At 40.0% G+C, this 25,756-nt stretch carries 23 protein-coding genes; 5 read left to right on the top strand and 18 right to left on the bottom strand.

Annotated features, from left to right (window positions below):
* Positions 1 to 12: 12 nt before the first annotated feature.
* From IGI94_RS02725 to IGI94_RS02700, 6 genes are all read right to left on the bottom strand, one after another.
* The gene (locus IGI94_RS02725; protein WP_288308454.1) at positions 13 to 1,377 is read right to left on the bottom strand and encodes a PTS ascorbate transporter subunit IIC; all 1,365 of its coding nucleotides are present in this window, start codon (positions 1,375 to 1,377) and stop codon (positions 13 to 15) included.
* A gap of 16 nt (positions 1,378 to 1,393) precedes the next feature.
* Positions 1,394 to 1,675, bottom strand: a complete 282-nt coding sequence (locus IGI94_RS02720; protein WP_005227537.1) for a PTS sugar transporter subunit IIB — start codon at positions 1,673 to 1,675, stop codon at positions 1,394 to 1,396.
* Positions 1,672 to 3,711, bottom strand: a complete 2,040-nt coding sequence (locus tag IGI94_RS02715) for a BglG family transcription antiterminator (RefSeq protein ID WP_438899399.1) — start codon at positions 3,709 to 3,711, stop codon at positions 1,672 to 1,674. Before IGI94_RS02715 ends, IGI94_RS02720 begins: the two co-directional genes overlap by 4 nt.
* Before the next feature lie 363 nt (positions 3,712 to 4,074).
* A complete protein-coding gene (locus tag IGI94_RS02710) occupies positions 4,075 to 5,337 on the bottom strand; it encodes a PTS sugar transporter subunit IIC (protein ID WP_005232072.1) in 1,263 nt (420 codons plus the stop codon).
* Positions 5,338 to 5,351: 14 nt separating this feature from the next.
* Positions 5,352 to 6,077 carry a glucosamine-6-phosphate deaminase gene (locus IGI94_RS02705; protein ID WP_034878070.1) on the bottom strand — a complete coding sequence of 242 codons (726 nt, stop codon included), beginning with the start codon at positions 6,075 to 6,077 and terminating at the stop codon, positions 5,352 to 5,354.
* A gap of 2 nt (positions 6,078 to 6,079) precedes the next feature.
* On the bottom strand, positions 6,080 to 7,405 hold the full coding sequence (locus tag IGI94_RS02700; protein WP_016619912.1) for a 6-phospho-beta-glucosidase: 1,326 nt from the start codon (positions 7,403 to 7,405) through the stop codon (positions 6,080 to 6,082).
* Positions 7,406 to 7,550: 145 nt separating this feature from the next.
* Between IGI94_RS02700 and IGI94_RS02695 the strand changes: the two genes are divergently transcribed.
* Positions 7,551 to 8,303: a MurR/RpiR family transcriptional regulator gene (locus IGI94_RS02695; protein WP_005232077.1), complete on the top strand. Its 753-nt coding sequence runs from the start codon at positions 7,551 to 7,553 to the stop codon at positions 8,301 to 8,303.
* A 205-nt stretch (positions 8,304 to 8,508) separates the two neighbouring features.
* On the opposite strand, the gene IGI94_RS02690 is transcribed toward IGI94_RS02695, so the two are convergent.
* On the bottom strand, positions 8,509 to 9,837 hold the full coding sequence (locus IGI94_RS02690) for a PTS sugar transporter subunit IIC (protein WP_005227522.1): 1,329 nt from the start codon (positions 9,835 to 9,837) through the stop codon (positions 8,509 to 8,511).
* A gap of 145 nt (positions 9,838 to 9,982) precedes the next feature.
* Entirely contained in the window at positions 9,983 to 10,696 is a 714-nt protein-coding gene (locus IGI94_RS02685) for a GntR family transcriptional regulator (protein WP_008377910.1), read from the bottom strand.
* A gap of 167 nt (positions 10,697 to 10,863) precedes the next feature.
* Between IGI94_RS02685 and IGI94_RS02680 the strand changes: the two genes are divergently transcribed.
* Positions 10,864 to 12,288 (top strand): glycoside hydrolase family 1 protein, encoded by a 1,425-nt coding sequence (locus IGI94_RS02680; protein WP_016619910.1) that lies wholly within the window; start codon positions 10,864 to 10,866, stop codon positions 12,286 to 12,288.
* Between the two features lie 505 nt (positions 12,289 to 12,793).
* Here the strand turns inward: IGI94_RS02680 and IGI94_RS02675 are convergent.
* Positions 12,794 to 12,910, bottom strand: a complete 117-nt coding sequence (locus tag IGI94_RS02675; RefSeq protein WP_080646931.1) for a putative holin-like toxin — start codon at positions 12,908 to 12,910, stop codon at positions 12,794 to 12,796.
* 367 nt (positions 12,911 to 13,277) lie between these two features.
* Between IGI94_RS02675 and IGI94_RS02670 the strand changes: the two genes are divergently transcribed.
* Together IGI94_RS02670 and IGI94_RS02665 are read left to right on the top strand one after the other, a co-directional pair.
* The gene (locus IGI94_RS02670) at positions 13,278 to 14,111 is read left to right on the top strand and encodes an AraC family transcriptional regulator (protein WP_008377906.1); all 834 of its coding nucleotides are present in this window, start codon (positions 13,278 to 13,280) and stop codon (positions 14,109 to 14,111) included.
* Positions 14,104 to 14,523 carry a DUF2000 domain-containing protein gene (locus IGI94_RS02665; protein WP_005232083.1) on the top strand — a complete coding sequence of 140 codons (420 nt, stop codon included), beginning with the start codon at positions 14,104 to 14,106 and terminating at the stop codon, positions 14,521 to 14,523. The genes IGI94_RS02670 and IGI94_RS02665 overlap by 8 nt, the downstream gene beginning before the upstream one ends.
* Positions 14,524 to 14,717: 194 nt before the next feature.
* Here the strand turns inward: IGI94_RS02665 and IGI94_RS02660 are convergent, their stop codons facing one another.
* From IGI94_RS02660 to IGI94_RS02650, 3 genes are all read right to left on the bottom strand, one after another.
* Positions 14,718 to 15,260 (bottom strand): DUF3267 domain-containing protein, encoded by a 543-nt coding sequence (locus tag IGI94_RS02660; RefSeq protein WP_005231440.1) that lies wholly within the window; start codon positions 15,258 to 15,260, stop codon positions 14,718 to 14,720.
* Positions 15,261 to 15,318: 58 nt separating this feature from the next.
* Positions 15,319 to 15,636 carry a hypothetical protein gene (locus IGI94_RS02655; RefSeq protein WP_008377898.1) on the bottom strand — a complete coding sequence of 106 codons (318 nt, stop codon included), beginning with the start codon at positions 15,634 to 15,636 and terminating at the stop codon, positions 15,319 to 15,321.
* Between the two features lie 436 nt (positions 15,637 to 16,072).
* Positions 16,073 to 17,197, bottom strand: coding sequence for a GGDEF domain-containing protein (locus IGI94_RS02650; protein WP_228085375.1), 1,125 nt, complete (start codon positions 17,195 to 17,197; stop codon positions 16,073 to 16,075).
* A 136-nt stretch (positions 17,198 to 17,333) separates the two neighbouring features.
* On the opposite strand from IGI94_RS02650, the gene IGI94_RS02645 reads away from it, so the two are divergent.
* Positions 17,334 to 18,077 (top strand): EAL domain-containing protein, encoded by a 744-nt coding sequence (locus IGI94_RS02645; RefSeq protein WP_005232094.1) that lies wholly within the window; start codon positions 17,334 to 17,336, stop codon positions 18,075 to 18,077.
* Between the two features lie 373 nt (positions 18,078 to 18,450).
* Here the strand turns inward: IGI94_RS02645 and IGI94_RS02640 are convergent, their stop codons facing one another.
* From IGI94_RS02640 to IGI94_RS02615, 6 genes are all read right to left on the bottom strand, one after another.
* A complete protein-coding gene (locus tag IGI94_RS02640) occupies positions 18,451 to 18,798 on the bottom strand; it encodes a DUF7006 family protein (protein WP_016611346.1) in 348 nt (115 codons plus the stop codon).
* Between the two features lie 125 nt (positions 18,799 to 18,923).
* On the bottom strand, positions 18,924 to 19,319 hold the full coding sequence (locus IGI94_RS02635) for a hypothetical protein (protein WP_061053740.1): 396 nt from the start codon (positions 19,317 to 19,319) through the stop codon (positions 18,924 to 18,926).
* Between the two features lie 173 nt (positions 19,320 to 19,492).
* Positions 19,493 to 19,822 carry an LPXTG cell wall anchor domain-containing protein gene (locus tag IGI94_RS02630; protein ID WP_438899398.1) on the bottom strand — a complete coding sequence of 110 codons (330 nt, stop codon included), beginning with the start codon at positions 19,820 to 19,822 and terminating at the stop codon, positions 19,493 to 19,495.
* A 34-nt stretch (positions 19,823 to 19,856) separates the two neighbouring features.
* Positions 19,857 to 20,420 (bottom strand): hypothetical protein, encoded by a 564-nt coding sequence (locus IGI94_RS02625; RefSeq protein WP_008377887.1) that lies wholly within the window; start codon positions 20,418 to 20,420, stop codon positions 19,857 to 19,859.
* Between the two features lie 25 nt (positions 20,421 to 20,445).
* Complete coding sequence (locus tag IGI94_RS02620; protein WP_034871937.1) at positions 20,446 to 20,964, bottom strand: hypothetical protein; 519 nt, start codon at positions 20,962 to 20,964, stop codon at positions 20,446 to 20,448.
* 39 nt (positions 20,965 to 21,003) lie between these two features.
* Complete coding sequence (locus IGI94_RS02615) at positions 21,004 to 25,581, bottom strand: hypothetical protein (RefSeq protein ID WP_438899397.1); 4,578 nt, start codon at positions 25,579 to 25,581, stop codon at positions 21,004 to 21,006.
* Between the last annotated feature and the right edge of the window lie 175 nt (positions 25,582 to 25,756).

Here is a 25,756-nt window from a genome sequence, read left to right as displayed (position 1 = left end):
TCCTTCCTCTATTTATTCAGAAACAGATTTTGCTCGGCTGTTTTTCTTTAAAATCGTCAATCCGATCAAGACCGCGACTACCGCAATTATCCCTGAGAAGATGGCGATTTGACCGCCCATATTGGCTAAGTTTCCTAGGAAGATCCCTGCAACTCCATAGTCGGTATCAGAGAAAGTTGATCCTTGGAACCCAAGATCCCCCATGACTGGCATCAACAAGATCGGCATGAAGCTGATAATGATCCCATGAATAAAGGAACCAATCACGGCGCCTCGCACACCACCCGTTGCATTGCCGTAAACACCTGCCGTTGCGCCACAGAAGAAATGGGGCACGACACCTGGAATAATAACGGTTGTTCCTGTGAAGACCATGATGATCAAACTAACGATCCCACCGACAAAACTGGTTAGAAAACCAATCAGAACAGCATTTGGCGCATAAGGAAAGACGATCGGACAATCCAATGCAGGAATCGCATTGGGAACAAGCTTTTCAGAAATCCCTTTAAAGGCTGGTACGATCTCTGCCAAAATCAGACGGACACCAGCTAAAATCACAAAGACACCAGCGGCAAACGAACCAGCTTGCTGCAACGAATAAATAATCGAGTTCGTGCCATTGCTAAGATTTTCCGTAATAAATTCACTCCCAGCAAAAATTGCTACGAGCACGTATACAACAGCCATCGTAATCGTGATACTAACAGTAGAGTCCCGCAAGAAAGACAGGCCTTTCGGAAAATTTATATCTTCGGTAGATTTTTCCTTATTGCCGACGTACTTCCCAATCAATCCGCTCAATGCATAGCCGAAGTTCCCCGTATGCCCTAATGCGACGGAATCATTTTTAGTAATTTCTCGAGTAAACGGTTGTGCGATCGCTGGAAAAATCGTGTTACAGATCCCTAACGCTAAGCCGCCAAATAAAACTAGATTAAAAGTATTCATTCCAGTAACGCTCAAAATCACCGCAATCATGCACGCCATATACAACGTGGCATGCCCAGTCAAATAAATGTATTTAAAGCGAGTGATACGGGCAATCAAAATATTGAAGGCCATGCCGGCTAACATAATAAGTGCGGTATAGGTGCCGTAAGTCGTCAAAGCCAGCGCAACGATCGCTTCGTTATTAGGTACGACCCCTTGCATGTTAAAGGCTGCTTGGAACATCTCCCCAAATGGCGCCAGAGAGCTTTCGATCACCCCAGCCCCGGCAGTGACCACGAGAAACCCAACAAATGTTTTGATGCCCCCTTTGACGATCGTGGCAATGTCTTTTTTCTGCAGCACATTCCCCAAAACAGCGATCAGCGCAACTAAGATCGCTGGGGTACTCGCGATATCAACAAGAATATCTAAAAATTCGTTCATGACTGTCTACTCCTTTTTATAGTAATCCTTTTTCCTGACAAACGGCTTGAACCTTTTGCTTCAATTCATCGAGATCGATAATACTGTCTAACACCACGATCTCACCTAGATGCTGCGCACTATCGGCTAAATCGCCGCCAACGAAGAAAACATCCGCCATATCGGGTGCGGCACTTCCTAAATCATAATGGGACACTTCCACACCTGAGACACCCAATTCATTTAAAACAGAATTGATATTCATCTCCACCATAAAACTTGATCCTAATCCTGACCCACACACTGCTGCAAATTTCATTTTTCATCTTCTCCTTCTCTGATCACTTCAATTATTTGATCCGCATTGGTTGCGGAAAGTAACGCAGTTAGTTTTTCACTATTCGACAAAATTTTGGTTAAACTCGCTAGCGCTTTTAGATGGAGCTCATTGTCAACCGCCGCCAAACATATAAACACGTGAATAGGGTGTTGCGGATCATTATTCAAAAGCACTGGTTCTTTGACTCTTAATAACGACATCCCGATCGCATTGACCCCATCTTCTGGGCGCGCATGGGGCAAAGCGATGCCTTTTCCAATATGGATAAAAGGACCGTGATCCACCACTTTATTGATCATGGCGGTTATATACTGTTCCTCAATTTTATTGGTCTTTTTTAATGGCGCAGCAGCTTCTCGAATGGCTTCCTGCCAAGTCAGCGGCACCTCGGTAAATTGGATGGTTTCTGCTGTTAATAAATCTGATAACATCGGACGTTGGTCTTCCCTTCTATTCAATTCTCGATTGATTTTTCTTTGCAAAATTTTTCTCAGCTTTTGCCTACTGATGCCTGCTTTTAAATCAACATAGGGCAAAATCACTTCTAAAACATCGTCAATAGAATGCAAGCCAGTTTTTGAAGGAAAGAATGCCGCTTGTACGTTTCTAACCAGTTCATCCTTCTCAATGGGCGTCATAATCGGATTGATCACATAACAGGGTCGTTTGGTTTTGATCGGGGCACTAGAAAAAATCAGATCAATCTCTTCATTGAAGCGAACATTTTCATACTCTTCGATCGAACGAGCCGGCATAAAATGGATCTGGGGAAACAGTTCCTTTAATTCTGATTCCAAAATCAAGGATGAACTGATGCCACTTGGGCAGACGACTAATGCATTCAATTGGAAGTAATCGCGTTTGGCCTTTTGTTTACTGATTTCTCCACCAAACAAAATCGTAAAATAACCGATTTCTTCATCAGGGATCGTACCGACTAGGTCTTCTAAGGAACCCAGTGCTCGTCTCGTCAGTTCAAACAACTCATTGTATTGCAGCTTGATTTCTTCAATCAGTACATTCTCCAGTGGAAAACCGTAGCGGATTCGAAAATACGCCGGGACAAGATGATAGAATGTGTTCATCAAAAGGGTGCGATAGTCCACAAACTCGATAGCTGCCAGCCGTTCCATTTCATGAATGATCTTACTGGCACATTCCAATAAAAACTCTAATGAAGTATCTTCGATATCTCCTTGCAGAATCGTTTTCAACAGGATCGTTACATAAAGTTCTTCTGTTTTCCGATCTTTGATGGCAGGAAATTCTGCTAAAAACTGCTGACTAACTTGATGGACATGCAGCGACTGTAGCAGCGATGTTTCTGTCTCCGCTAAAGAAACAGACGTTTCTGCCATCCGAAAGGATAAATAATTAAGAAAATAAAGCATTTCTTCGAAGCGGCTCGGTACGATCACCAGATTGAAGGCAGTCAATGTTGCGGACAAACGATCTCTTATTTGAATATATATCGTTTTATTCTGCTCATAGATTCCCTCAAATAAAAGCAAATTCCCATTTTTCGTATTGGATAACGCACTGACTTTTCGAAAAGCAAGAGCGCGAATCTGATATTCCTCTCCTTCTAGATAAAAGCCATATTTTCGAGAGTACAATAGTTGAATCTTGAAAGCTGCAAGTTCCTCTCTGATCCCCTTTAAATCCTTCAAAATCGTATTTTTACTGACATAGAACAGCTCTTGAAACTGGTAGACGGATAAGTCTTTCACTGCTGAAAAAGTCAGAAGATAAATCATGGACCGCCGCTCTTCTTCCGAAAAAAACAACGTGTTCTTCTGGACATCGAAAAGAATTTCCGGCCATTTTCGTTGAATCAGCGAAGGAATCAAAACTTCTCCCTCATGCATCGTGATTCGTTGATTCAACCGCTGTTCAGTGATTTGATTGATCTTGGCAATCTCCGCCAGAAATTCCTCATCCCTCCACTTCGTCAACTGAAGAAACGCCTCAATATTTGGTTCTGAAAACAGATACGTCAATTTGAAATGAATCATATTTGCTACCCCCACCTAAACTATAGCTTGCACAAAATGAAATCGCCATCATTTCTCGGCACAACTGAAGCTCCGTTTTTTTTAAACGATGGACCGAAGAGGAGATTTCAAGGATTACCATAACATCCAATAAAGTATTCGAGAAGGTTTTATTGATAGAAGCAAATGATAAAAAATACAACATTAAAAAAAGCGAATCATTTACTGATTCGCTTAGATAATGATGCTATTTGTTGTTTTATTATTGAAACTATCAGAATCATGAAGGACAATCGTCTTTTTTCCAATATACTTTTTTAAAGTTATTTTCTAATACCTAAAAATACTTATCTTAATGAATGATGGAAAATAGGCTTCTTCTATCTACTCACTTATACTCACAGGAATCGTTGTTCCCGTTTCTTGCGCCTCTGCGGTTTCATTTTTCACTTGCTGCTTTTCCAATATTTTGAAAAATGGCATATAAATAAAATATGAAATGAAAATCGATACAAAAGACCAAACGGCTGCTCCAATACTACCATTAGTAGCTAAATAAGGACCAATAATAGGAGGAATAGTCCATGGAACTTGAATAACAATCGGTCCCACTATACCAATATTCATTAAGATATACGTACCGATACATAGGACCATAGGCGTTGCTATAAACGGAATAAGCATTACAGGATTCATCACAATAGGCAAACCAAAAATAACCGGTTCATTGATACAAAAAATAGCTGACGGCAAAGATAATCGTCCAATCGACTTATACATCTTACTTCTGGAATGGAGCATATTTAACACTAGACCGAGTGTTGCTCCAGTTCCGCCTAAACACATAAAGACAATCCAAAATCCATCGGCAAAAACATGAGGTACTTCTGCACCACTTTGAAAAGCTGCCGTATTATCAGCAAGATAACTTAGGAAAACAGGGGTCGCAATTCCAGACAAAACATTGTCTCCGTGGATTCCACATATCCATAGCAAACAAACGAGAAGTGTGTATAACAGCATGCCTGGGAGTGTTCCCATCCCTTGCATTAAAGGTTGGAAAACAATAGTAATGATTTCATTGATATCAACCCCTAATAAAGTTCTGACGATCCATATAACGGTCAGAATAAATGCCCCTGGGATTAACGTTGCAAAAGAAGTTGCTACAGTGGGCGGCACACCTTCTGGCATTTTTATTACAATATTATGAGTGACAAACCATTTAAAAGCATGAGTGACAAATACCCCAACAATGATCGCGGTAAACATACCACTAGCACCAAAATTAGCCAAATTTATCGTCCAGTCATCGTTTAATGTTGCTAGAAGAAAGCCGATAGTTGTGAGCATCGAATTAGAAATAGCATCAACACCAAACTCTTTTCCTAAATGATAGCCTATGCCAATTGCAGATATCAGTCCAAGGATTCCGAACGTAACATTGACTGGTGCATTCAACTGCGGCCCCCAATTTGACACAAAATCCATCCATGACTGTATTGGAAAGTTACCAATGATTAGGAAGATACTTCCAACAATAGTAAAAGGAATCGTCATGGAAATCCCATTTCTTATAGCAACTAAGTGTTTACTATTGCCTATTTTCAGCAATATAGGCAATACCTTGTTCTCAATGACCTGCATCTTTTTTCCTCCTTTTAGTTCACGACTTCCTTATCAACCACCAATACAGGATCTTTGTGCAACCATAGAGAAGTAACTGGACACTCTTTTGTAATCGTACCGCATAGAAACTGTTGTATCGCAGATTTCTTTTTTGCTCCACTAGCTTGTACGATCATTGTTCCAGATTGTAATAATTGTCCTATCCCTAACGTAATTCCTTTCGTACGATCAACTTTCTCGTCTGAAAAATATTTTTTCCCAACACTTTGGGTTGATTCGTCTAAGTTCACTATATGAGCTTTATCTTCGAAGGACGAACCAGGCTCATTAAAACCTAAGTGACCATTTTCTCCAACCCCAAGCAAACTCAGTGTTAATCCTCCATTCTCCTCGATAAATTTATCAGCTTTTTTGCATTCCTCATTTAAATCATCGGCTAAAGGATCAAATGTGTGAAGTTGCTTTAGGTCAATAGGAACCCGATTGAATAAGTTTCTTTTTAAATAGGATAGACAACTGCCTTCATTTTTCGGATCGATTCCAACCCATTCATCTAGTTCAATAAACTTTGCCTGGGATAAATCTATTTCTTTGTTGATTGCTGCTTCTGCAATGATGTTAAGCGTTCCTACGGGTGTATCACCACCTGCAAAGCAATATAACCCATTTGGCTTTTCTTTTAAGACATCTAAAATGAGTTTTGCACAGATCTTACTGACTTCTTGGTAATTTGCCTCAACATAGTATTTTACTTTCATTGTCATTCTCCTTTAAAAAAATTCGGCAGATATTCTTTGTGTGCTAAAAGCATTTCATCAAGTAGTTGCTTTGCTGTCCTATCACTTGGAACTAAGGGATTGATCGTCATCGCTAATAAAGCAGTGTTATAGTCTCCCGTAACAGCTGCTTGGGCCGCTATACGTTCAAAAGACTTAATTTGTTGAACTAGTCCTTTGATAGGAATAGGTAATTCACCTGTAGTCAAAGGGATCGGTCCTTGTTTTGTAATCAAACAATTTACTTCAACCGCTGAATCACAATCGATATCACTGATGGCACCATTATTTCTTGTATTGACCGTTTGAATATCACGTTTGTCATTATAGATGGAATTAATTAAATTACATGCTGCTTCACTATAATAAGCGCCCCCACGTTCTGACAATTGAGGTGGTTTGATTGCTAGATGTTCATCTTTATAAAGTTCAAACAACTCATGTTCGATTTTCTGCACAACTTCTGCACGAGTTCCTTCTTTCTCTGCTGATCGTTTTTGCTCAGACAACATAGTAGCTGTTTGATAGTAATACCTTAAATAGCCGATGGGAATCATGCCAAGTGTTCGGAAAAAATTTGGTTCCCATTCTAAATCAGCAATGTTTTTCAGACCAACTGCATCGCCAGTATCTTGCGTCATCAATGTAAGTACTTTTTGGGTCACATCAATCCCTTTATGATAAATCTTTTTCGCAAAAACCATATGATTTAGCCCAGTAAATTCAACATATAATTCTTCTTTGGGTACTTTTAATGTTTCTGCAATGCCACGTTCTATTCCAATTGGTCCATTACACAAACCTACTACTCTACGCATATTGCTATGGCGTAAGACAGCTTCTGTCACCATGCCAGCTGGATTAGTGAAGTTGATCAGCCATGCTTCTGGGCAAAGGCGCTCCATATCTTTCACTATTTCTAAGATAACAGGAATCGTGCGTAATCCTTTAAAAAGCCCTCCTGGACCATTCGTTTCTTGTCCAATCGTGTCATATGTTAAAGGAATTCTCTCGTCTTTCGCTCGCGCTTCCAAAAGACCTACACGAAATTGCGTCGTAACGAAGTCCGCATCCTTTAATGCCGCTTCACGATCAAGAGTCATATAAATTTTCATTGGAAGGTTCGCTTTTTTTACCATACGTTTAGCAAGTTCCCCAACTATTTCTAATTTCTCTCTTCCTTGTTCAATATCCACAAGCCATAATTCTGAAATCGGTAATTCAGCATATCGTTTAATAAATCCTTCTATCAATTCTGGTGTATAACTTGATCCACCGCCAATTGTTGCAATTTTTATTCCTTTATCCATCCTGAAACACTCCTTTAACTTAACTACATGGTCAGTATAGATTATTTTTATCCCCTTAAATACCGCTTTTAAGTAAACGGTTACAAAAACAGACGATTGACACCGGTTACAATCCTGTTACAATTTGTAACAGGAGGGGATTACTATGTTGTTTCTTGACTATCAACCAGACTTAAATGAAACGGATATTGAGGTATATAAAGCAATTATTTCAGAGGTAAATGCAGTTGCTTCCATGAGTATTCGAGAATTAGCTGAGAAAAGTCATACGAGTACTGCCAGCGTATTACGCTTTTGTAAAAAATTTCGCTGTACCGGTTTTTCTGAATTTAAAATTTACCTTAGTGCGTATCTCGAATCTCTTAAAGAAGAAAAAGAGGTAAAAACACTTGATTTTGAGAGTGAACTCTTGAATTTTTTAGCACGGACACAAGACAAATTCTTTGAAGATAAATTTGATGAGGCAGTTCACTTATTGATGGAAAAAGAGCTGATTATTTTTATTGGCGTAGGCTCCTCAAATGTTGTTGCTGAATATGGTTCTCTTTATTTCTCGTCACTATTTAACATGGCGATTCGCATTGAAGATCCTAGTAATTATCCTATTAATTACCTATCCACTGAGTTAGCAAAAAAAATGTGTATCGTCGCTTTATCCGTTTCCGGCGAGACCACAGAAATCATTCAATATTTAAATCATTTGAATCTATCAGAAAGCTCAGTAATAGGAATTACCAGCAGCTCTAATTCAACACTTTCTAAATTAGCTGATATTTCAATAACCTATAATATTTCGCTAGAAAAAATTAATGAAGCTGATATTACAACCCAGATACCGGCAATGTATATTATTGAAAAGTTAGCCAAAACCGTGAGAAATAGAATGGAAACTCAATAGATTTGTATAAAAAAATTCTTGCTAATAAATTCTTCAGGTAATTCTTTCTGTCTAAACACAAGTTCACCGACCGATATTTCCACAAAAAAAGAGACTCACATACATCTATGTGGTCTCTTTTTGTTATATAGATTTGTTCAGTTTATTTGTTTCACTTCCCTTTGGTTTGAGACGACTTCAAAAAATCTTGTGAAGTTTCCTCTTCTCAATCATTTGCCTCTTCATTTCCTATTGTTGAGGTAACTTTCTCATCGATACGTAAAAATGGTAAGTAGATAAAAACACTCACAGCAATGATCGCAATTTGTAAGACTGATGCTCGCCAATCGCCACCAGTTGCTAAAAATCCAGATATGACGGGAGGAGTGGTCCAAGGTATCTGCACGACTACATGATTGATCAAACCAACAGCTGTCGCAAAATATGCAACTGTTAGGGAAAAAATCGGCGCCAATACAAATGGAATAATCAAACTAATATTGAAAACAATTGGTAAACCAAAAATGATTGGTTCACTGATATTAAAAAGTGCTGGAGTTACGGATAATTTTGCAAAGTCTTTGTAATCTTTACGACGACTAAAGATAAAAATAGCAATTAGCAAAGCAATAGTATTTCCTGACCCTCCCATAACAGCAAACGTATCTTTAAATGCCATGTTTATGATATGTGGAATATCTTCCCTATTCGCATAAGCAGCCATATTCTCTTGCATATTTTGAATCAAGAACGGATCGAGAAGTGAACCTGATATCACTGCTTGATGAATTCCAAACCCAAAAAAGAGATTTGCAATTGAGGTAATTAAGAGAAACCCTGGTAAACCTGTCGTTACCCTACTTAAAGGCCCAGTGATTAGAGTAGTAATCAACGAATTAACATCCATATTGAATAATTGATTGACAGCAAATGAACCAATTGCGAAGGTAGTCACGGTAATCATGATTGGAATAAGGACGTTAAAAGACTTCAACACAGCTGGAGGGATATTTCCTGACAATTGAATTTGTAACTTTTTATTATTAGATAACTTAATAAAGAGTTCCGTAGCAGCTAAGCCCACAAAAATTCCAACGAACATTCCTGACGCACCAGTATGAGTGACAGGAATAACCCCACCTACTTCCAGCGCTTCTTGACTTCCTTCTGGTGTAAACATCGTCATCATAGGGGTGAGAACAATAAACGTTGAAATAGCGACTAGAACAGCAGCAATATGATTTGTATAATTTCTGCTAACACACATATGATAAGAAACTGCCGCAACAACTAATAGTGTCGTTATACTTAGCGTTCCATTACTGATGGAAGTCCCGATCTCTTGAATCGTCGTTAATGTTGCTGGATCAATAATATTTCCCATAAATCCTGTTGGCTCTAAAATAACATAGTTGATCAATGTAACAAATCCCGCCAACATCATAAAAGGCATAAAAGTGGCGAAAGCATCCCTTAGTGTTCGAAGATGAATCTGGTTCCCTAACCTTGTGGCTATTATTCCGAACTTTTCAAAAATAGCATCTTTTTTACTCATAATTCCAATCAGTCTCCTTTTTTAGTTGTAAGCGATTGCTTATGGGATGATCATACACCAGGTCTTCTAAAAAGTAAATATCTTTATTTAAAATTATATATCTTTTTTTGAAAGTCAAAAAAAGACCAACGAAATTCGTTAGTCTTCACTTCTCAACAAAAACTGCTTCAAAAATAAAATCTTTGTATAAATGTCTCGAAAGAGAATATTCAAACGGTATACCAGAAGACAATGACACCACTTTGTCTACCTCTATCATAAACTCGCCTGGTTTTACAGAAAGAATTTCCGCATCGAAATCATTTGCCACATCCCCTTTGATCCAAATATGGGAAGATTTAATCTCTAGACTAAGCTCATTTGTAATGTAGCCATATACAGAACGTTTCAAATGCTTTGGTTCTAACCCCGGTATAACAGAAAGTGGCATAAACGTTTGCTCAATAGAATAAGGCTGTTCATCAATAAAACGACTTCTAATAATATTATAGACATACTCTTTTTGATTTATTTCTAAAATTTCTGCAACTTCATTCGATGGCAACTCAATTGAGAACGTATGGATTTCAGAAGTCACATGTTCTTCCCCTACTAAATCAAAAAGACCTTCATTTGGTCCAAACACTTTCGAATTATCAATTGGTCTGCGTAGAACTTCCGTTCCAAATCCACTACGTGTTCGTAAAACTCCCTCTGATACTAGCATATCAATACCTTTCTTCACAGTGAGCTTACTTGTTTGATACTCATGCGCAAGTTCATCGCCCGTAGGTAATTTTTCACCGATTTGATAGGTTCCATTGGCAATTTTTTTCTTTACCTCCGTATAAACCTCCATATATTTTGGCTGTTTCTTCATAACTTACTCCCTCATACTCATCTCTATTACTTATACTTTAACATAAAAATTGTCTTTTTACAGCTAAAACCATACCCACCACAAAAAGATATATATTTTTAATAAAAAGTATTTATTTATACCAAAAGCAATGTTACACTGTTAAAAACGAACAGGAGGAAACGATAATGTCAATACATACTCAGTTAACATTTCCAGCTGACTTTTGGTGGGGATCCGCTTGGTCAGCAGAACAATCTGAAGGGCGTGGAGAAACAGGAAAAGCAGAGACCGTATGGGATCGGTGGTTTCACGAAGAACCTCATCGTTTTTATAAACGAATTGGACCTAGTATTACGACAGACCATATCCATCGTTACCACGAAGATATTCAATTGATGAAACAAACCGGGCACAATTCATTTCGGGTGTCTATCTCATGGGCACGAATGTTTCCAAATGATGGGGTTGGTAAAGCGAACGAGAAAGCGATAGCCTATTATCGAGATCTTTTTACCGAAATGAAAAATAATAATATCAAAGTTTTTGCGAATCTCTATCATTTTGACATGCCAGCAAAATTACAAGATAAAGGGGGATGGGAATCACGTGAAGTTGTTGAAGCTTATGTAAATTTTGCTGATACCTGTTTTCTAGCGTTTGGCGACTTAGTTTATCATTGGTTCACCTTTAACGAACCTTTGGGGCCAATCTTGGGCTCTTATTTAGAAGATTTTCACTATCCAAATCTCATTGATTTTAAACGTGGTGCTCAAGCAGCGTTCTTTACCATATTAGCCCATGCAAAAGCCATTCAAACTTTTAAAAAATACCAGCTATCTAGCAAAATCGGAGTAATTCTCAATTTGAGTCCGACTTTCCCAAGAAGCCAAAATTCAGCAGATAAAAAAGCAGCAGAAATTGCGGATCTTTTTTATACTCGTAGTTTCTTAGATCCCATGGTCAAAGGAGTATTTCCAGAAAAACTAGTCTCTTTGCTGGAGGAATATGACCAATTACCCGTTGATTTCAATGACACAGACCTAAAAATTATTGAAGAGAATACCGCGCAGATACTTGGTCTAAACTACTATGAACCACGCCGTGTCAAAGCAAGAACTTCTGCCGTTAATTTAGAAAGTCCATTCTTACCAGAATGGTTCTTTGAACCGCATATTATGCCTGGTCGTCGAATGAATGAATATCGTGGATGGGAAATCTATGAAAAAGGAATTTATGATTTATGTATGGACATCAAAAATAACTATGGAAATATTGAATCCTTTATCTCAGAAAACGGTATGGGTGTTGCTAATGAAGAACGGTTCATGGATGAAAATGGTCAGGTGATTGATGACTATCGCATTGAATTTATCCAAGATCATCTCGCCTATTTATGGAAAGCAATTCAAGATGGCTGTAATATAAAAGGGTATCATCTATGGACATTCATTGATTGTTGGTCATGGATCAATGCATATAAAAACCGCTACGGCTTAGTTTCTTTAGATTTAGCCACACAGAAACGTACAATAAAGAAAAGTGGCTTGTTTTACAAGGAACTAAGTAAGCAAAACGGTTTTTCCTACGATCTCGAGCGATTGGTAGATTAGCATTCACGAATATGATCGATAGTGATCTGTATAGAAGAAACCTGTTGCCACAACTCCTCTCTAGCACCTTTTAAGAAGGCGACAGGGTTTTATTAGTAAAAAAATAACCGTTTCCTTGCTAAAGTCGACGGTTACTTTTTTGTTATTTTTCACTGTGGCTAGGATACGAAAGAGCAGCACGGCAATAAATGTACCAGAATTTATCTGGAACTTATTAGCCGCTAGTTTCGATAATAATGCTTCCCTTTTCTTTAAACATTGCATTCGTTTTTAGATGTTCGAACACTTTTCAAAAATGACTACATCGAACACCTTATTCCAATTGAGAATAAGGTTTTGCCTATGTCGCTTATCGATTTTGTTTGAAAATATCCTTGTTAAAGTTGAAAAATCACTCTCTTCTTGCTATACTAACTATGTAAAGAGGAGTTGTTGCCACAACCCCTCTGCAGCGCCATTTAAGACGGCGACAGGTTTTTTAACTTAAAAGATAACCGTTTCCCTGTTAAAGTCGACGGTTATTTTTTTTGTCATTTTTCACTGCGGCTAGGATACCAAAGATCAGCATGGCGGTAAATGTACCAAAACTGATCATTAGCCCGATTGCTTCCGCTGTGGACAAAAAGGCTTCTCCTTTCTGAAGAGTTAGTACTTACATTCATAAGCACCACCACCTTTCAAAGATAGCCACCGTCACAAACTTTACTGCAGTCAAATGGTACCATACTTCCATCAATAAAACTTTCAAATGCCAAGGATTTATCGTTATTTTTTTCACGGTGCATGGTCTATTTGCTTTGATTCATTCCATAGAATCGTCAAAATAACCTGCTGTTCTTTCTTCAAGGCTGATCCGCTCTTTCCCGACATTCTCCAGTCCCTTTTCTCAGTCCCAATCAAGGGCCTCCATCAAGAAAAATAGTCAAAAGTCAATATCATTCTATTCACCAAAAACCACTTTTGTTATAGTAACAAAAAGGAGAATGCAGATGAGAAATGAACGAAAAATCATTCAAGATAGCACCCTTGGTGTAGAGGCTTTATTATTTAACGGCATCCAGCAGGAGTTTCCTAACCATTGGCACGAATATTATGTGATTGGCTTGATGGAAGCTGGGACGCGTCAATTCACCTGTCAAAATACCTGCTATATCGTTGAAGCAGGCGACTTGATTTTGATTCCGCCAAAGGCTGCCCACCGCTGCCAGCAACTCACGGAGGAAAAGCTGGTTTACCGCAATATCCACTTAACCCCGGAGAACATGGCGGTACAAGTACAAAAAATTTTTAACACTCAATTGACGCCGCACTTTCCTGAACCGGTCATTCGCCAAGTGAAAGAAAAAGAGGAATTTCATGCAGTGCACCAGCTGTTGCTGTCGGATCGCGGCGATGAGTTTGAAAAGCAAGAACGCTTTACTTGTCTCCTTCACGACCTGCTTGTTCAGTATGCGGATTTCACCCACGAACAAACAGATCCGGTTTCAAATAAAGCCGCAGCGGCAAAAGCCTATATCGATCAACATTATGCCGAAAAATTGTCCTTGAGTGAATTAAGTGACGTTCTTGGAATGAATCAGTACGTCTTGATTCGGCAATTTACCAAAGCGTATGGGCTGTCGCCGTTTCAATATTTAAGTACGGTGCGCATCAGTGCTGCCAAGAAAAGACTGGAAGCACAAGAAGCAATTGCAGAAGTCGCTTTTCTGACAGGTTTTAGTGACCAAAGTCATTTTACCCGTATCTTTAAAAGCTTGATTGGGGTCACCCCGAAAGCTTACCAAACAATTTACCAAGAAGATGGAGTGAGAACGTATGAATAACCAAGAAAAATGTGTCATGATTATCGATGAACAATTACCGATTGGCTTAGTTGCAAATACTGCTGCAATTTTAGGCGCAACCTTGGGCAAATTGTTTCCCGAAGGAATCGGAGAAGATATTTACGATTCGACAGGCAGAAAACACCTTGGCATTGTCAACTTTCCCATTCCTATCTTAAAAACGAACAAGGAGCAGTTGCAGACCATTCGTGAATCGATCAGTCAGCAAGCAGATCCAGAAGTAACCATCATTGATTTTTCCGATGTTGCTCAGACCACCAATTCTTACGAGCAATACCGTCAGACGCTTGAGACAATTCCCACAGAAACACTGGCTTATTTTGGTCTTTGTTTAAAAGGCAAGAAAAAGAGTATCAATAAAGTCGCTGGTAGTTTGCCGTTGTATCGGTAAAGCGCTAGTAAGAAAACGGTCGTTTAAAACAAATTTTCTTTTTGTCGGCCGAACAGTCTTCTTGCTATATACGTTATTTATAAACAGTCCTACAAAAAAACAAACACTTTTGAGGTGTTTGTTTTTTTGTAAGAGATTTTCTAGCATACATTTTCTTGCTCTTTGATTTTGCCAAGATCAATTGAAAAAATAAACTACTCTCCTTGATAAATATTCAACCCCACTTCAGTATCTTCTACACAACTGTTCGCTGGTGCTTTAACAATCAGAAAAAGAAAGTAAAAGTCTCCCACACAAGAAGCGGCATGTGCGGCAGCAATCAAGGTGAAAAGAGATGCCGTCAACCAGCCAAATAAATAAAATAGAAAGAGACCCACAGAAATGCCAAGGAATGGCGCCAATAAAATGATGGCAAATTTCCCTTTTGAATAAAAGGAATGGGGACTCGTGGCATATGCTACCCCATTTTTGAACCCAAACTTTACCTTCCCTTTAGGGTCAAAAAGCTTGAAGAAGGCACCATGGATCAATTCATGAATAATGATGAGAATAAAATAAGCAACCATTAAGAGCAAAAGATCGAAAATAAACGAAGTTTCAGCATTTGACCCATGACCACCTAAGACAAAGAGTGTAAAGAACACATAGAAAAAAATAAAACTAGGGATCGCCGCGAGATTCAATCTCTTTATTGTTTTTTGATCATCCATTAAATTGATTTGTTTGAGTAATTTCATCGCTGTTCTCCTTTTCTTTTCGACATTCTTCTTAGTACATGATTTCTATGAATTCCCTTTACCCAACCAACAAGAGCAGCAAACACAAAACCAGTGCCGTTAAAACGAAGAGGAAATTGATCGTTTCTGGCGCACCTTCGATCCTTCTCTTTAATGGCGGAGGACGAAAACTTGGATTCATGCTTTTCGTTTGGTAGTCCACGCTGCTTGATAAAAAGCTGTCGGAAGGGATCATAAACACCAAAAGAACGCCATAAATAATGGATGCAGGAATCAGGAGTGAGCATTTGGCTAGGTAACCAATCAGTAGACTCACGATCAAAGGAATAGCTACGTACAAAGCACTTTGGTACAGTGTTCGCCGAATTGGTTTCATAGGGAAGTCTCCTTAGTCAGTAATCATTACGCACAGGCACAAAATAATTTTATTTACTTATCAAATAAATATACCATTGCTTTTAAAGACTGTAAACACGCCAGAAAACCAAGTCGATGCTGCCAAGCGCGGCTACCCAATGCTTGGTGCAAAAAAAGAAGTGGTTTCTTTCCACTTCTTAAAAAGCACTCTCCTTGCCTTTCTATCCTCGCTTAACCTCTCAAGATAATCGGCAAACCGTTTAGTAAACCGTTATACTTACCAGATTGCTTCCTCTCTTCCCTTTGAAAAAGACACGACGCTGGAAAAAGAAGCCTGCGAACATTGTCTCTTTATTAAAACTTCTTCTGAAAAGCATTCGTCTAAAAAAATCATACGGCCTTGTCTCTCCTTTTGGCTTCCTACAACACCTATCCACTTGAGAAAAGCAAGCGTCTCAAGAAAAAATAATCGTGCGGTTTCTGCCTTTCCTTTTGGCTTCGTACAATGCTTGATCTGCTTGGTAAAAGGTTTCTGAAATGTCTAACGCAGAGGCTGCTTCTGAAATCCCTGCTGAAAAGTAAAGGGTCAGTTGTGTTCCCTCTAGTTTCAACTGTTCATTGCTTAAGAACAAATGAAATTCTTCAATAATTTTTTTCACTGACACGGAAGTATTCTCTTTAAATAGGACTAAAAATTCTTCGCCACCATACCGATAGACTTCGACTAAATGGGAAGGACTTTTTTGATAGAGAAATGTCGTCAGTTTATCCGAAAAGAAGGTTAAGGCTTGATTGCCGATTTGATGTCCATGGTGATCATTGATCTGCTTAAAATGATCTAAATCCATCATCACCACGACCAGCTGATCCTTCTCGTTTATCACCAATTTTGAAATATCTTCGTTCAAACTACGGAAATTTTTTACCTTCGTCAACTCATCATAATTGCGCTCAATGATCTTCGTATTGATTTTTTCGAGAAAGTTTTTTTGATTCTGCAGATAATACTTCCATAAAGAAACGATTGCCACTGATCCAATCCCTAAAGTGACAGCATCCCAAAGACCAACTTCACGGCGGTGAAAAAGCAATGCGTTGACCATCGGCGAGACAACCGTAACCACAATCGAAAATAGATAAAAGACAATATGATTTGTCTGTCCGTAAAATCTTTTCTTTAATAAGCAAGTAATGATTAAAATGATGTAATTTAATCCGATAATAAAGAGCATGGCTCCCCATTCGAATTTATTGATCAATGCAAAAAAAGTTAGCAAGATGACGGGGACCAGCCCAATCAGATATATTTTTTCTTTGAGGATACCAAAATAATAAATAAAGATTGGAATCGTATATTCATACGCAACATAACCGATACTGTTCAAAGAAAATGATATAATAAAGTAGACTTGCGAAATGAACAGAACGACACCGATAAGAATTTTAAATGACAAGCGTAAATTCAATTCTTTGAAGTTCTTGATAAACAGATCATACGAAATGAGCAAGCTTACAACTAAAACAGAATAGATCGCAGCATAAATCAGATGGACAAACACACTATTCCTTCTTTCTTTCATAGATTTTTCTTTAAAATCCTTCGCCCATGATTTTGAAAGGCTCGATTCTTTAACAATGCAGGTAAAGAACTCGATCTTCCTTTCCTGCACTTCATGAAACCAAAAATAAAACTACCCCAGAAAGGAGCAGAAACCAATGTCTGAGAAAATAGAACAAGAACTCTTATCGATATTTCCCCAATTATATTTTGATGCCCAGCCTATCTTTCAAATGAAAGCAGATAGTCAGAAAGTGATTGGCTACGAATTATTATTGAGAAGTACCGAAAGAAATAGGTTTCCCCTTTCCTTCTTCCAGCAAGTGATCAAATACAAAAAGCTACACACTCGCTTACTGCAATGGTACCGAAATGAAATTTTCAGCTTACTTCACCCGAATGAAGAAACAAAAATCAGTCTTAATATCCACCCGCAACAACTCAGCTACCCAGAAACCTTTCTGATGTTAGCTGACTTAGCACCCTACCATGATCGTATTTTGATTGAGATCACCGAAGACGATACGGAACCTTCTATCGCCTGTGATCCCAAGTCTTTTCTTATGAACAAAATCAACCAAATAAAAAAGATGCGCTTTTCTGTCGCATTGGATGATGTAGGGACAGGCATTCATTCACTGACAAATATTGCACCGATGCTGGATAAAATCGATGTGATCAAATTTTCGCCTATCTCGTTGCGAGTGCTGTCCCAAAAGGAGATTTTCTTTTTGATCGACTTCTGGCGAAATATCGCCAGCAATCGTAAAATCCAATTTATTGTCGAAGGGGTCGAAACCTCGGATATCCATGAGTACTTGCTTGAAGAAGAGATTTTTCTTCAACAAGGGTTTTATTTGGACAAACCTTCCCCAGCTAATCAATTAAAGCGAAAAAAATAGCCATCGCGTCGTTTATTTTTCTCACTATACGCGATTAAAAATAAATGAATATTAAAAAAATGAACAGATGCCCTTCAAATATAACACAAATAATTTTATTTGCAGAATTTTTACTGATTCGGCATCGTTTTAACGGTGATTTTACATGAGAGGGAGTAGAAACCAAAGCAAAGACCTTTTTCAGATAGATGAATAGACAAAAAGCATTCAAGAAACCAATTCCTGAATGCTTTTTGTCTATTCACCCTTTTTTTCGATACAAACCTTCTATTTCAATCGCTCACCTTTACTAATTGCAGAAACATTAAAAATACTCATCACTTCTTACCAAATCGTTTTGCTAGAAGTGATTCCGACTATTCCCCTCCTTGATTTATCTCACGTTGAAAACCAGAGAATGCTTCGTTTCCATTCCTAGATTGTAACCGCACAATTCTTTCAGATAAAAGCGATAATCTTTTTCGACGATTCGGATGATCTCGTCATCGGAAAAATCGTCAAATCGCATCATTTCTGTGACTAAAACCAGTTTGGCATCGATTCCCAGAATATCTGGGGTGATCGCCCAAAATGTTTCTGGAGAAATCCCTGCTACCAATTGATCAAGTAACGTTAATTGCTTTTCTACATAAGAGGCTAAGGCACCATTTTCACGATTGGAATCCGTAAATTTCTTTTGAAATCCATCAAGATATTCTATCTTTGAAGTAAATACAGTCAAGCTTCTTTGCTCCTTTCTTTGAGGGGAACAAGCCCCCTTATTTTCTTCCTAAGTCTCAGCCTATTCTTTCTCGTTATCTATTCACTACTTTTTCTAGCTACTGAAAAAACACCAAGGTCCAGTAGTCAATGAAGAATATCCAGCAACCCTCTGACCAGCTGCTTGTAATGCTCTTTTTGATCCTTCGCCTCATCTTCTGCCTTGATTGAAAGACTTTGCTCAATTGCTTCTTGAGGCATCAACAAATGGGTGTTCAAATTTGAGATGTACGAGACGCATTCTTCCAACAACTGATACTCTTTTTGTAGGACACTAGGTACTTTATACGTACGAAAAATGAACAAATAGCGAGCATTCGCTTTTATTTCTTCTATGTGATTATTTTCTAATAAGTAACGCATCTTATCTATTTGTTCCCCTTGGGGATAGGGGCTAGAATCTGCAGTCAGCAGATGATAATAGTAGCCAATATATTCACTATTTATGATGGTTCTTTCAAACGCTTCTTTCCTGATCTTCATCTTCTGTATCCTTTCAAAACTATCACTGACCTCACTTATACAGCGTTTGTGGTATCACTAAGGACTGCTTACCTTTTTGATTCATTTTTTATCCGCTCTACTCTTTCATTAAAAAAGAGAAACTGTAAGTTTTCCTCACAGTTTCTCCTTTACGCTTCTAGCGATGACGATAGTTAAGGAGCGACGCTTTCACCGTGCTTCTTTTTTCTTGTCGTTGCAATGACAAACAGTACTAAGAGTGCATACCCAAGGATGATCAAACGAGTGGTGTTTGAAGAACCTGTTTGCGGTAATTTCCCTTGTCCGATTTGAGAAGCATCTGCGACGATCGTTTTCTTATTGTCATCGTCTGCTTCTTCCTCTTCCTTCGCTGTTTCACCAATTCGACCAGTCACAGTGACCTGCCCTGTTGTCGCCTCTGCGACAACGGTTTCTGATAGATCCCAGACAGTCAGAGCCAGTAATGCAGCGATGAAAAAAATGATTCTTTTTCGTTTTTTCATACGATAGATCCCTTCTTTACTGGGATTTCAGTTTTTAGTCTTCCTCTACATCCGGCGCAAAACTCAAGACCAATTTGAAACTTGGGTTTGATTCTTCTGATGCATTGACAGGAGTTGCTTCACCAGTGAACGCAAACGTCCCTTCATTCGTTCCTTGGTTGCCTTCAAGGGTAAACAATTCTGTTTCTGTTACAGTTGGTGTGCCGTTTTCAAACAACTCAATCCCGTTTACGTTTAACAAGTCTACTTCAGACATATTCAATGGTGTATCAACACCTGCAACAGAAGCGATCACACCAACTGCTGAGTTATTTGTCACCGTGTACGTAGGCGAAACGATCTCTGTATGACTTGACGCTTCTGTCGTATAGAACAAAGCAGTCGTTGGAATCGTTACATTGATCCATTGGTTCAAATCATCGGGATTTGGTCCAGGTGTTGTATTATCGAATTCACCGATGATCCCGTTTACTTGGACATCTCCTGACGTATCGCCTTCACGTCCGTCAATAGTTTGTGTCGCAAAAGCGGTGGTGCCGCTTGCGATTACTCCTGCGATCGTTGCTGTACTTAGAATAGCTGCTACAAATTTTTTCATTTTTATTTCCTCACTTTTCCTTTTTTTAATTCTTAACGATAATCGTTAATTCAGCTTCAGTGACCCCTTGTTTTTCTTTGCTTTCAGGGTCGTAAATATTGATGGTGGCTTTGGCAGGATACTCGCCTTTTGCCAATGGTGTCGCTAAGGCGACATTTTCAACAAATTGATTTGGATAGATCGCACCGGAAGAATAGATGACTTCCCCGCTCGACAGTAAAGAGATATCCACGGCGATTGGGTACACATTGGTGCCTGGATTAACGATTTCGATGGATCCCGTGCTTTGACCATCTTCAAAAATGGCTTCTGGATTGATTTGCAGGGTGAAATAATTCGCATCTGCAATTTCCTGCGCCCGTTCAGATAATCGCTGATCGGTGGCATCGCCAGATTCAGGCAAAAGGTCTGCACTGATCAACGGAACTGCTTCTTTTGATTGATAGAAATAGTACCCGAGTCCACCGGCAAGTACTGCCAATAGCAACAACCACCAGAGCCATTTCCGTCGTTTTTTGTTTTCGGTTTGATTCGTTTGCTCCAATGGATTCACCTCCTTCCCATTTGGTACGATCTTTTTTTCTTAGTCTCGTGGAACAAAGCGTAAGACGATGCGATAATTCGGTACGAGCAAGTCTTCATAATACCCGCCTTGATCGGCTTCTGAATCAACGACCCATTGCGGGTAATCCCCATAGAAATCCCCTGTTAAGGAAATCGGCACGCGACTTCTTTCTTCTAAGCGAACCAAGTGTTGTTCTTCCATCGCTTCATAGAGTTGAATCTGGGTTTCTTCCGTTTTTAGGTTCAATCGCAACAGCGGGGTTGAGATATCGTCATAAGTAAGGGTTGGGTCTTCCTCTTCGCTTTCACTTTCAGCGTAATCGAGGGGATCTTCTCCCTCTTCTAACAAGACGATTCCGGCATAATCATCGATCGCCAATTGATTGATATAGGTATCCACAGCAAGTGGCGATTGATTGCGGATCTCATACGCTTGGCTTTCAAAATTACGATTCGATTCCGCCGTATTGTACAAGGATTCAAAGACCATTTTGGTCGGGATTGTCACCCGCATATGCTCCAGTTTCGATGTCACATCGATACCGATGGTCATCTGGTAGGCTTTATTCCCCACCTCAAGAACAGCGAAGTAACTGCCGTCTTCGTCCACTTCTCGTGTAAGATCCGTTTCTACGATGCGAAAGTCATCCGTCATATCCGCTTCCGTCAACACATTTACGGCTTGCGCGCGACTTTCTTGAAGGATCAAAGCATCTAATTCTTCTTGCGTGCTTAATTCATTAATTTTATAGCGATCTAAAGTGATATTGTATGCTTCAAAATTCACACCTTTAATCACGGTTTGACGAGCGGTCACATCGACATAGGTCTCAATCGAAGGTTTCGATAAGAAAATCGACACTTCTGTCTCTGTTTCCAATCGCTCATTTTCTCTTAAGGGAATGCGGAAATAGCGATACAGCTGATTTTCATCCCGATAGTCGCCCCATTCGATTCGTTCAGAGTTTTTGTCCAATTCGACGACTTCTCCATCGGTATTTGTATAGGAGATCAAGGTGACATCGGTATCCTCGTACATGGAACCAGTGATTTCAGTCGACTGATCACTCAATGCATCGATTCGGGCAATGAGGCCTTCTGGTTCTGAAAAACGAATCTTATTGAAGTTATTCTTAGCAATCACTTGGTAAATGTCCGTTTGTTTTTCCAGACTTTCCAAAGAACCCTCTAATTGCTCGCCACTCAGTAATCTGGAACGCGCTTCGCCATTTCCTGTGCCGCCATAAGGGAATGTATTCCCCCCATTTCGATTGATTCGCATCGTTCCGGAAATATTGATAAATTCTTCTGTTGGTTCATCTAAAGAAGCATTTTCCCAAACTGCTAATTTTTGACTCGCAACATTGATTCTCAAACCGTTCGCAACCGTATTTTGTGCAGATCGGATCAAACGCTGCAATTGCGCATTGGCTTGACCAGTTCTTGTCGTAGGATGACTAATTTCAAACAAATTCACATTGTTTATATTCAATCGTGCATTGGCAAGTCTGAAATAAAGAACTTCAGATTTATTTCTTATGGTTTCCAATACAACCGTAGAATCTTCTCCTGCCGAAAATGAATTCCGCACATTGACTAACGGGCGATTGATAAATTCCGCCGATGTTCCCATGCCTGTCCGATTATCGGTCATGGAAAAATTAGCTCTGGCCCCTACTGTGATATTCGCAAATGAATTCGAATGATTGCTTGAGGCATTGCCTCCCGCCTGAGTATTTAAACCTCTCGCAACACCTTTAAATGTTGCCTCATCATTGAGAATGAAATTAGAGGAAGTCGTTACTCTAAAGATTCCTCCAGATTGATCCACGTCGAGGGTAGCCCCTTTACCAATCCGAACAAATGAATTACTAGCAGTCAACCAAATAAATCGGGAATCTGAAGTCGTTCGATCTCTTCTTGACGTCATGGTAGCATTGTCTTGCAACTCCACTCTTTGTGATACTCGGATTCTGGAATAATTTTGACTTGTTGCTGAATTTTGAATCGCCGTCGTTGTTGGCTCTGTCAAATGCACTTCAGCATGTTGCGCAAGCGTAACTGAACGAACAGTGGTGTTTCCTGTCATTCCTCTAGCAGCGTTTATTCTCGTATAGGAATTTTCGCCGAATAACAGATCTGTTGTTCCGACTCCCTGTAGAAATCGTCCACCAGTATCAACTTCGACTTTACTTCCTTCTTCCATCGTAAATTTCGAATTCGCCAAGGTTAAACGAAAAACGGCTCGTGCAGCTTGTCGCGTTGTATGATTGACCGTTACTTCCGCTTCACGACCTAGTTTGATTTCTTCTCTAAACCGGAAAAAATCAACATTTGCATTGCTTCGTCCAGAAACGGTGATTTCAGAGTGATCGCCCACATGCAACCGGCGAATGGTTGAAGAAGCAGCAGATGAGGTACCACCGGTAAAGCCTTGTGCGGTTTGTAGGCTGATCGTATTTGCTTCACCAATATAGATATCTGTTGTGCTGCGACCAGTCACCAATGGTCCTACTTGATTGAGGGTGATGGTTGCATTTGCTTCTGACAAAAATTGTGAAGCCGTCGACGTTGAACCCAGTGCAATGAAAGGATTGGCTGCTGATGATGTGCGAGAATAATTGATCGCTGCTTTTTCTCCTAGGAAGAAACGTCGTTGCACGGAAAAAGAATTGGCTGCTGTGCTCGTTGAATGCTCAGCAACATTGATTTCAGCCCCTTCAAGCAGCTCAAATTGATCGACCATCGTTCCAGCGGTAAAACCATTCCCTAATACGCCCGTTAGTTTTGAGTATTTCCCTAAAGTGACATGGGACAAACTTGCGTTGACAAACGCCCCTCGCTGGTTCACGGCTATTTCAGAATAGTCACCAATGGTGATTTTCCCGTTGCTTGATGCTAAGCCGATGACGACATTCGATGTACTTGCTGAAGAGGTCGTTCGCGTTCTCGGCACGTCAATTGTTGTATGACTTCCGATTTGAACCGAAGACGTTGCGAAAAAGGTTCGATACGCTTGACCAACAGTGGCATTACTAGGTTCACTTATGGTTATATCCACCTGATCACCAATCGCAATACTGTTGACTGCTACGTTGCCATTAAACCCGTTGCTATGCTGATTGTTCATTTTCACGTGGTCTTGAATCACTATCGTGGTACTAGCCACACCCGTAAACATCGGTCCATGCTGCGATATTCGCGTTTGTGTATTCTCCCCAAAATCGATGGAGGAATTTGCACTTTGGAGCTGGATAAAAGCTCCGGTCGTTGTGCCCGTCCGCGTTCCTTCAATAATGGTAGGTTGGTCCGCGGTACTATTTTCAACGATGAAGCGGTGTCCGACATTGATGGCGGGCGTCCCGCTGACCGTCCCGTACTCAGATAGTTTTAACTGACTCCCTGCTTGTAACCTTACTTCGCCTAGCGTGCTGGTGGAATTACCAGAAAGCCCCTGTCCCGTGCCAACATCTAGTGTTGCCCCGGTTGCTAGCGTCAACCGACTATCTTGATTGGCATTTGGTAGGGAAACCATTGCGCCAGATTGGCGAATCGTGGTCATACTTCCTTGACCAAAATCAAGGCTTGCTGCGGTACCTGTCATGTGAAAGACAGTGCCAGTATTGCTGTTGGTACTTCGGGTGACAGAAATTTCAGCTTGGCTAGCGACTGCTACTTGATTCATTTCAAAGATTGGTGTGGCATTTGATGAGCGATGATTGATCGTCAATTGGCCTTCGACCAAGAGTCCTTCAGCCGTGAATAACGTTGGAATGGAAGACGTCGCTGTCGTCACCACATTGGTTCCTTTGAAATGAAGATGTGCTTGGTTGTTATTCACCACGCGTCCTGCGGTAGTGGTCAGCTCCAGTTGGGTATCTTCAAAGGTAATCGTTGAAGCCCCAGTTGTTTGAGCCAGCCCTTGCGCCGACTGAATGCCTTGTTGTTGCACCCCTTGCCAAGTCAGTTGAACAGGTGCCGCAAACTGCATCAGGTTCTCTGCCGCCGTCTGCGAAACGATCACAGGTGTATCTTGACTACGAAAAGTAACGTCTGCCCGTTGGATACCACTGATTGGCTCAGTTAATGCCAAGTTGTTGGCAAAAGTAAGCACCAAGGATTGATCATTGGCGATTTCTTCGTAATGATACTCCGTGCCATCTTCATCGGTGAAGGATTCCCCAAGTAAAATTGCCCGCAATTGCGCCTCACTTGCTACAGTCAATGCGACCGCTGAAGCTTCAGCATCAAACCTTTCGACTTGCTCATTCTCAGCTTCTGTTTCCGCTTCATCTTCTGAGCTATCTGGCGTTTCTGCTTCGGGCAGTGCTTCATTTTCCTCTGCTTCTTCTTGGCTAGCTGTCGTGGAATCATCCGTGGCTTCCGAAGAAGATTGTTCTTCACTGCTTTCTTCGGTTGTTTCTTGGTCTTCCGATAGATCAGCAGAATTAGTGGTTTCCTCAGTTGAGGAGTGTTGCGTCTCTTCAGAAAGTGACTCTGTTTCTGCATAAGCAACTTGCTGGAACGCCAGCGTCGTGTTGACCGCCGTGCTGCTTAGTAGGAATACTGCAGAAAACAATGTAAGTAGTTTCATCATATCCTCCTTTCTTCAAGTCTTTGGTGCGTCAAGAAGGTTGAAGCTAAGAAACAGCCTCCTCCTTTTCACACAAAGTTGTCTCAATATTCTTCGTTTTTGGGGGAACGACAAAAAAAGACATTTGGACGAATCAAATGTCTGAAGAAAGTTGTTAGATTGGGTTTTTGTAAAATAA

Origin of the sequence: Enterococcus sp. AZ149 (assembly GCF_051714285.1) — a bacterium.
GTDB lineage: Bacteria > Bacillota > Bacilli > Lactobacillales > Enterococcaceae > Enterococcus_D > Enterococcus_D entomosocium.
Note: the sequence above shows the minus strand (reverse complement) of the source record. Positions and strands in the feature narration are given on the sequence as shown.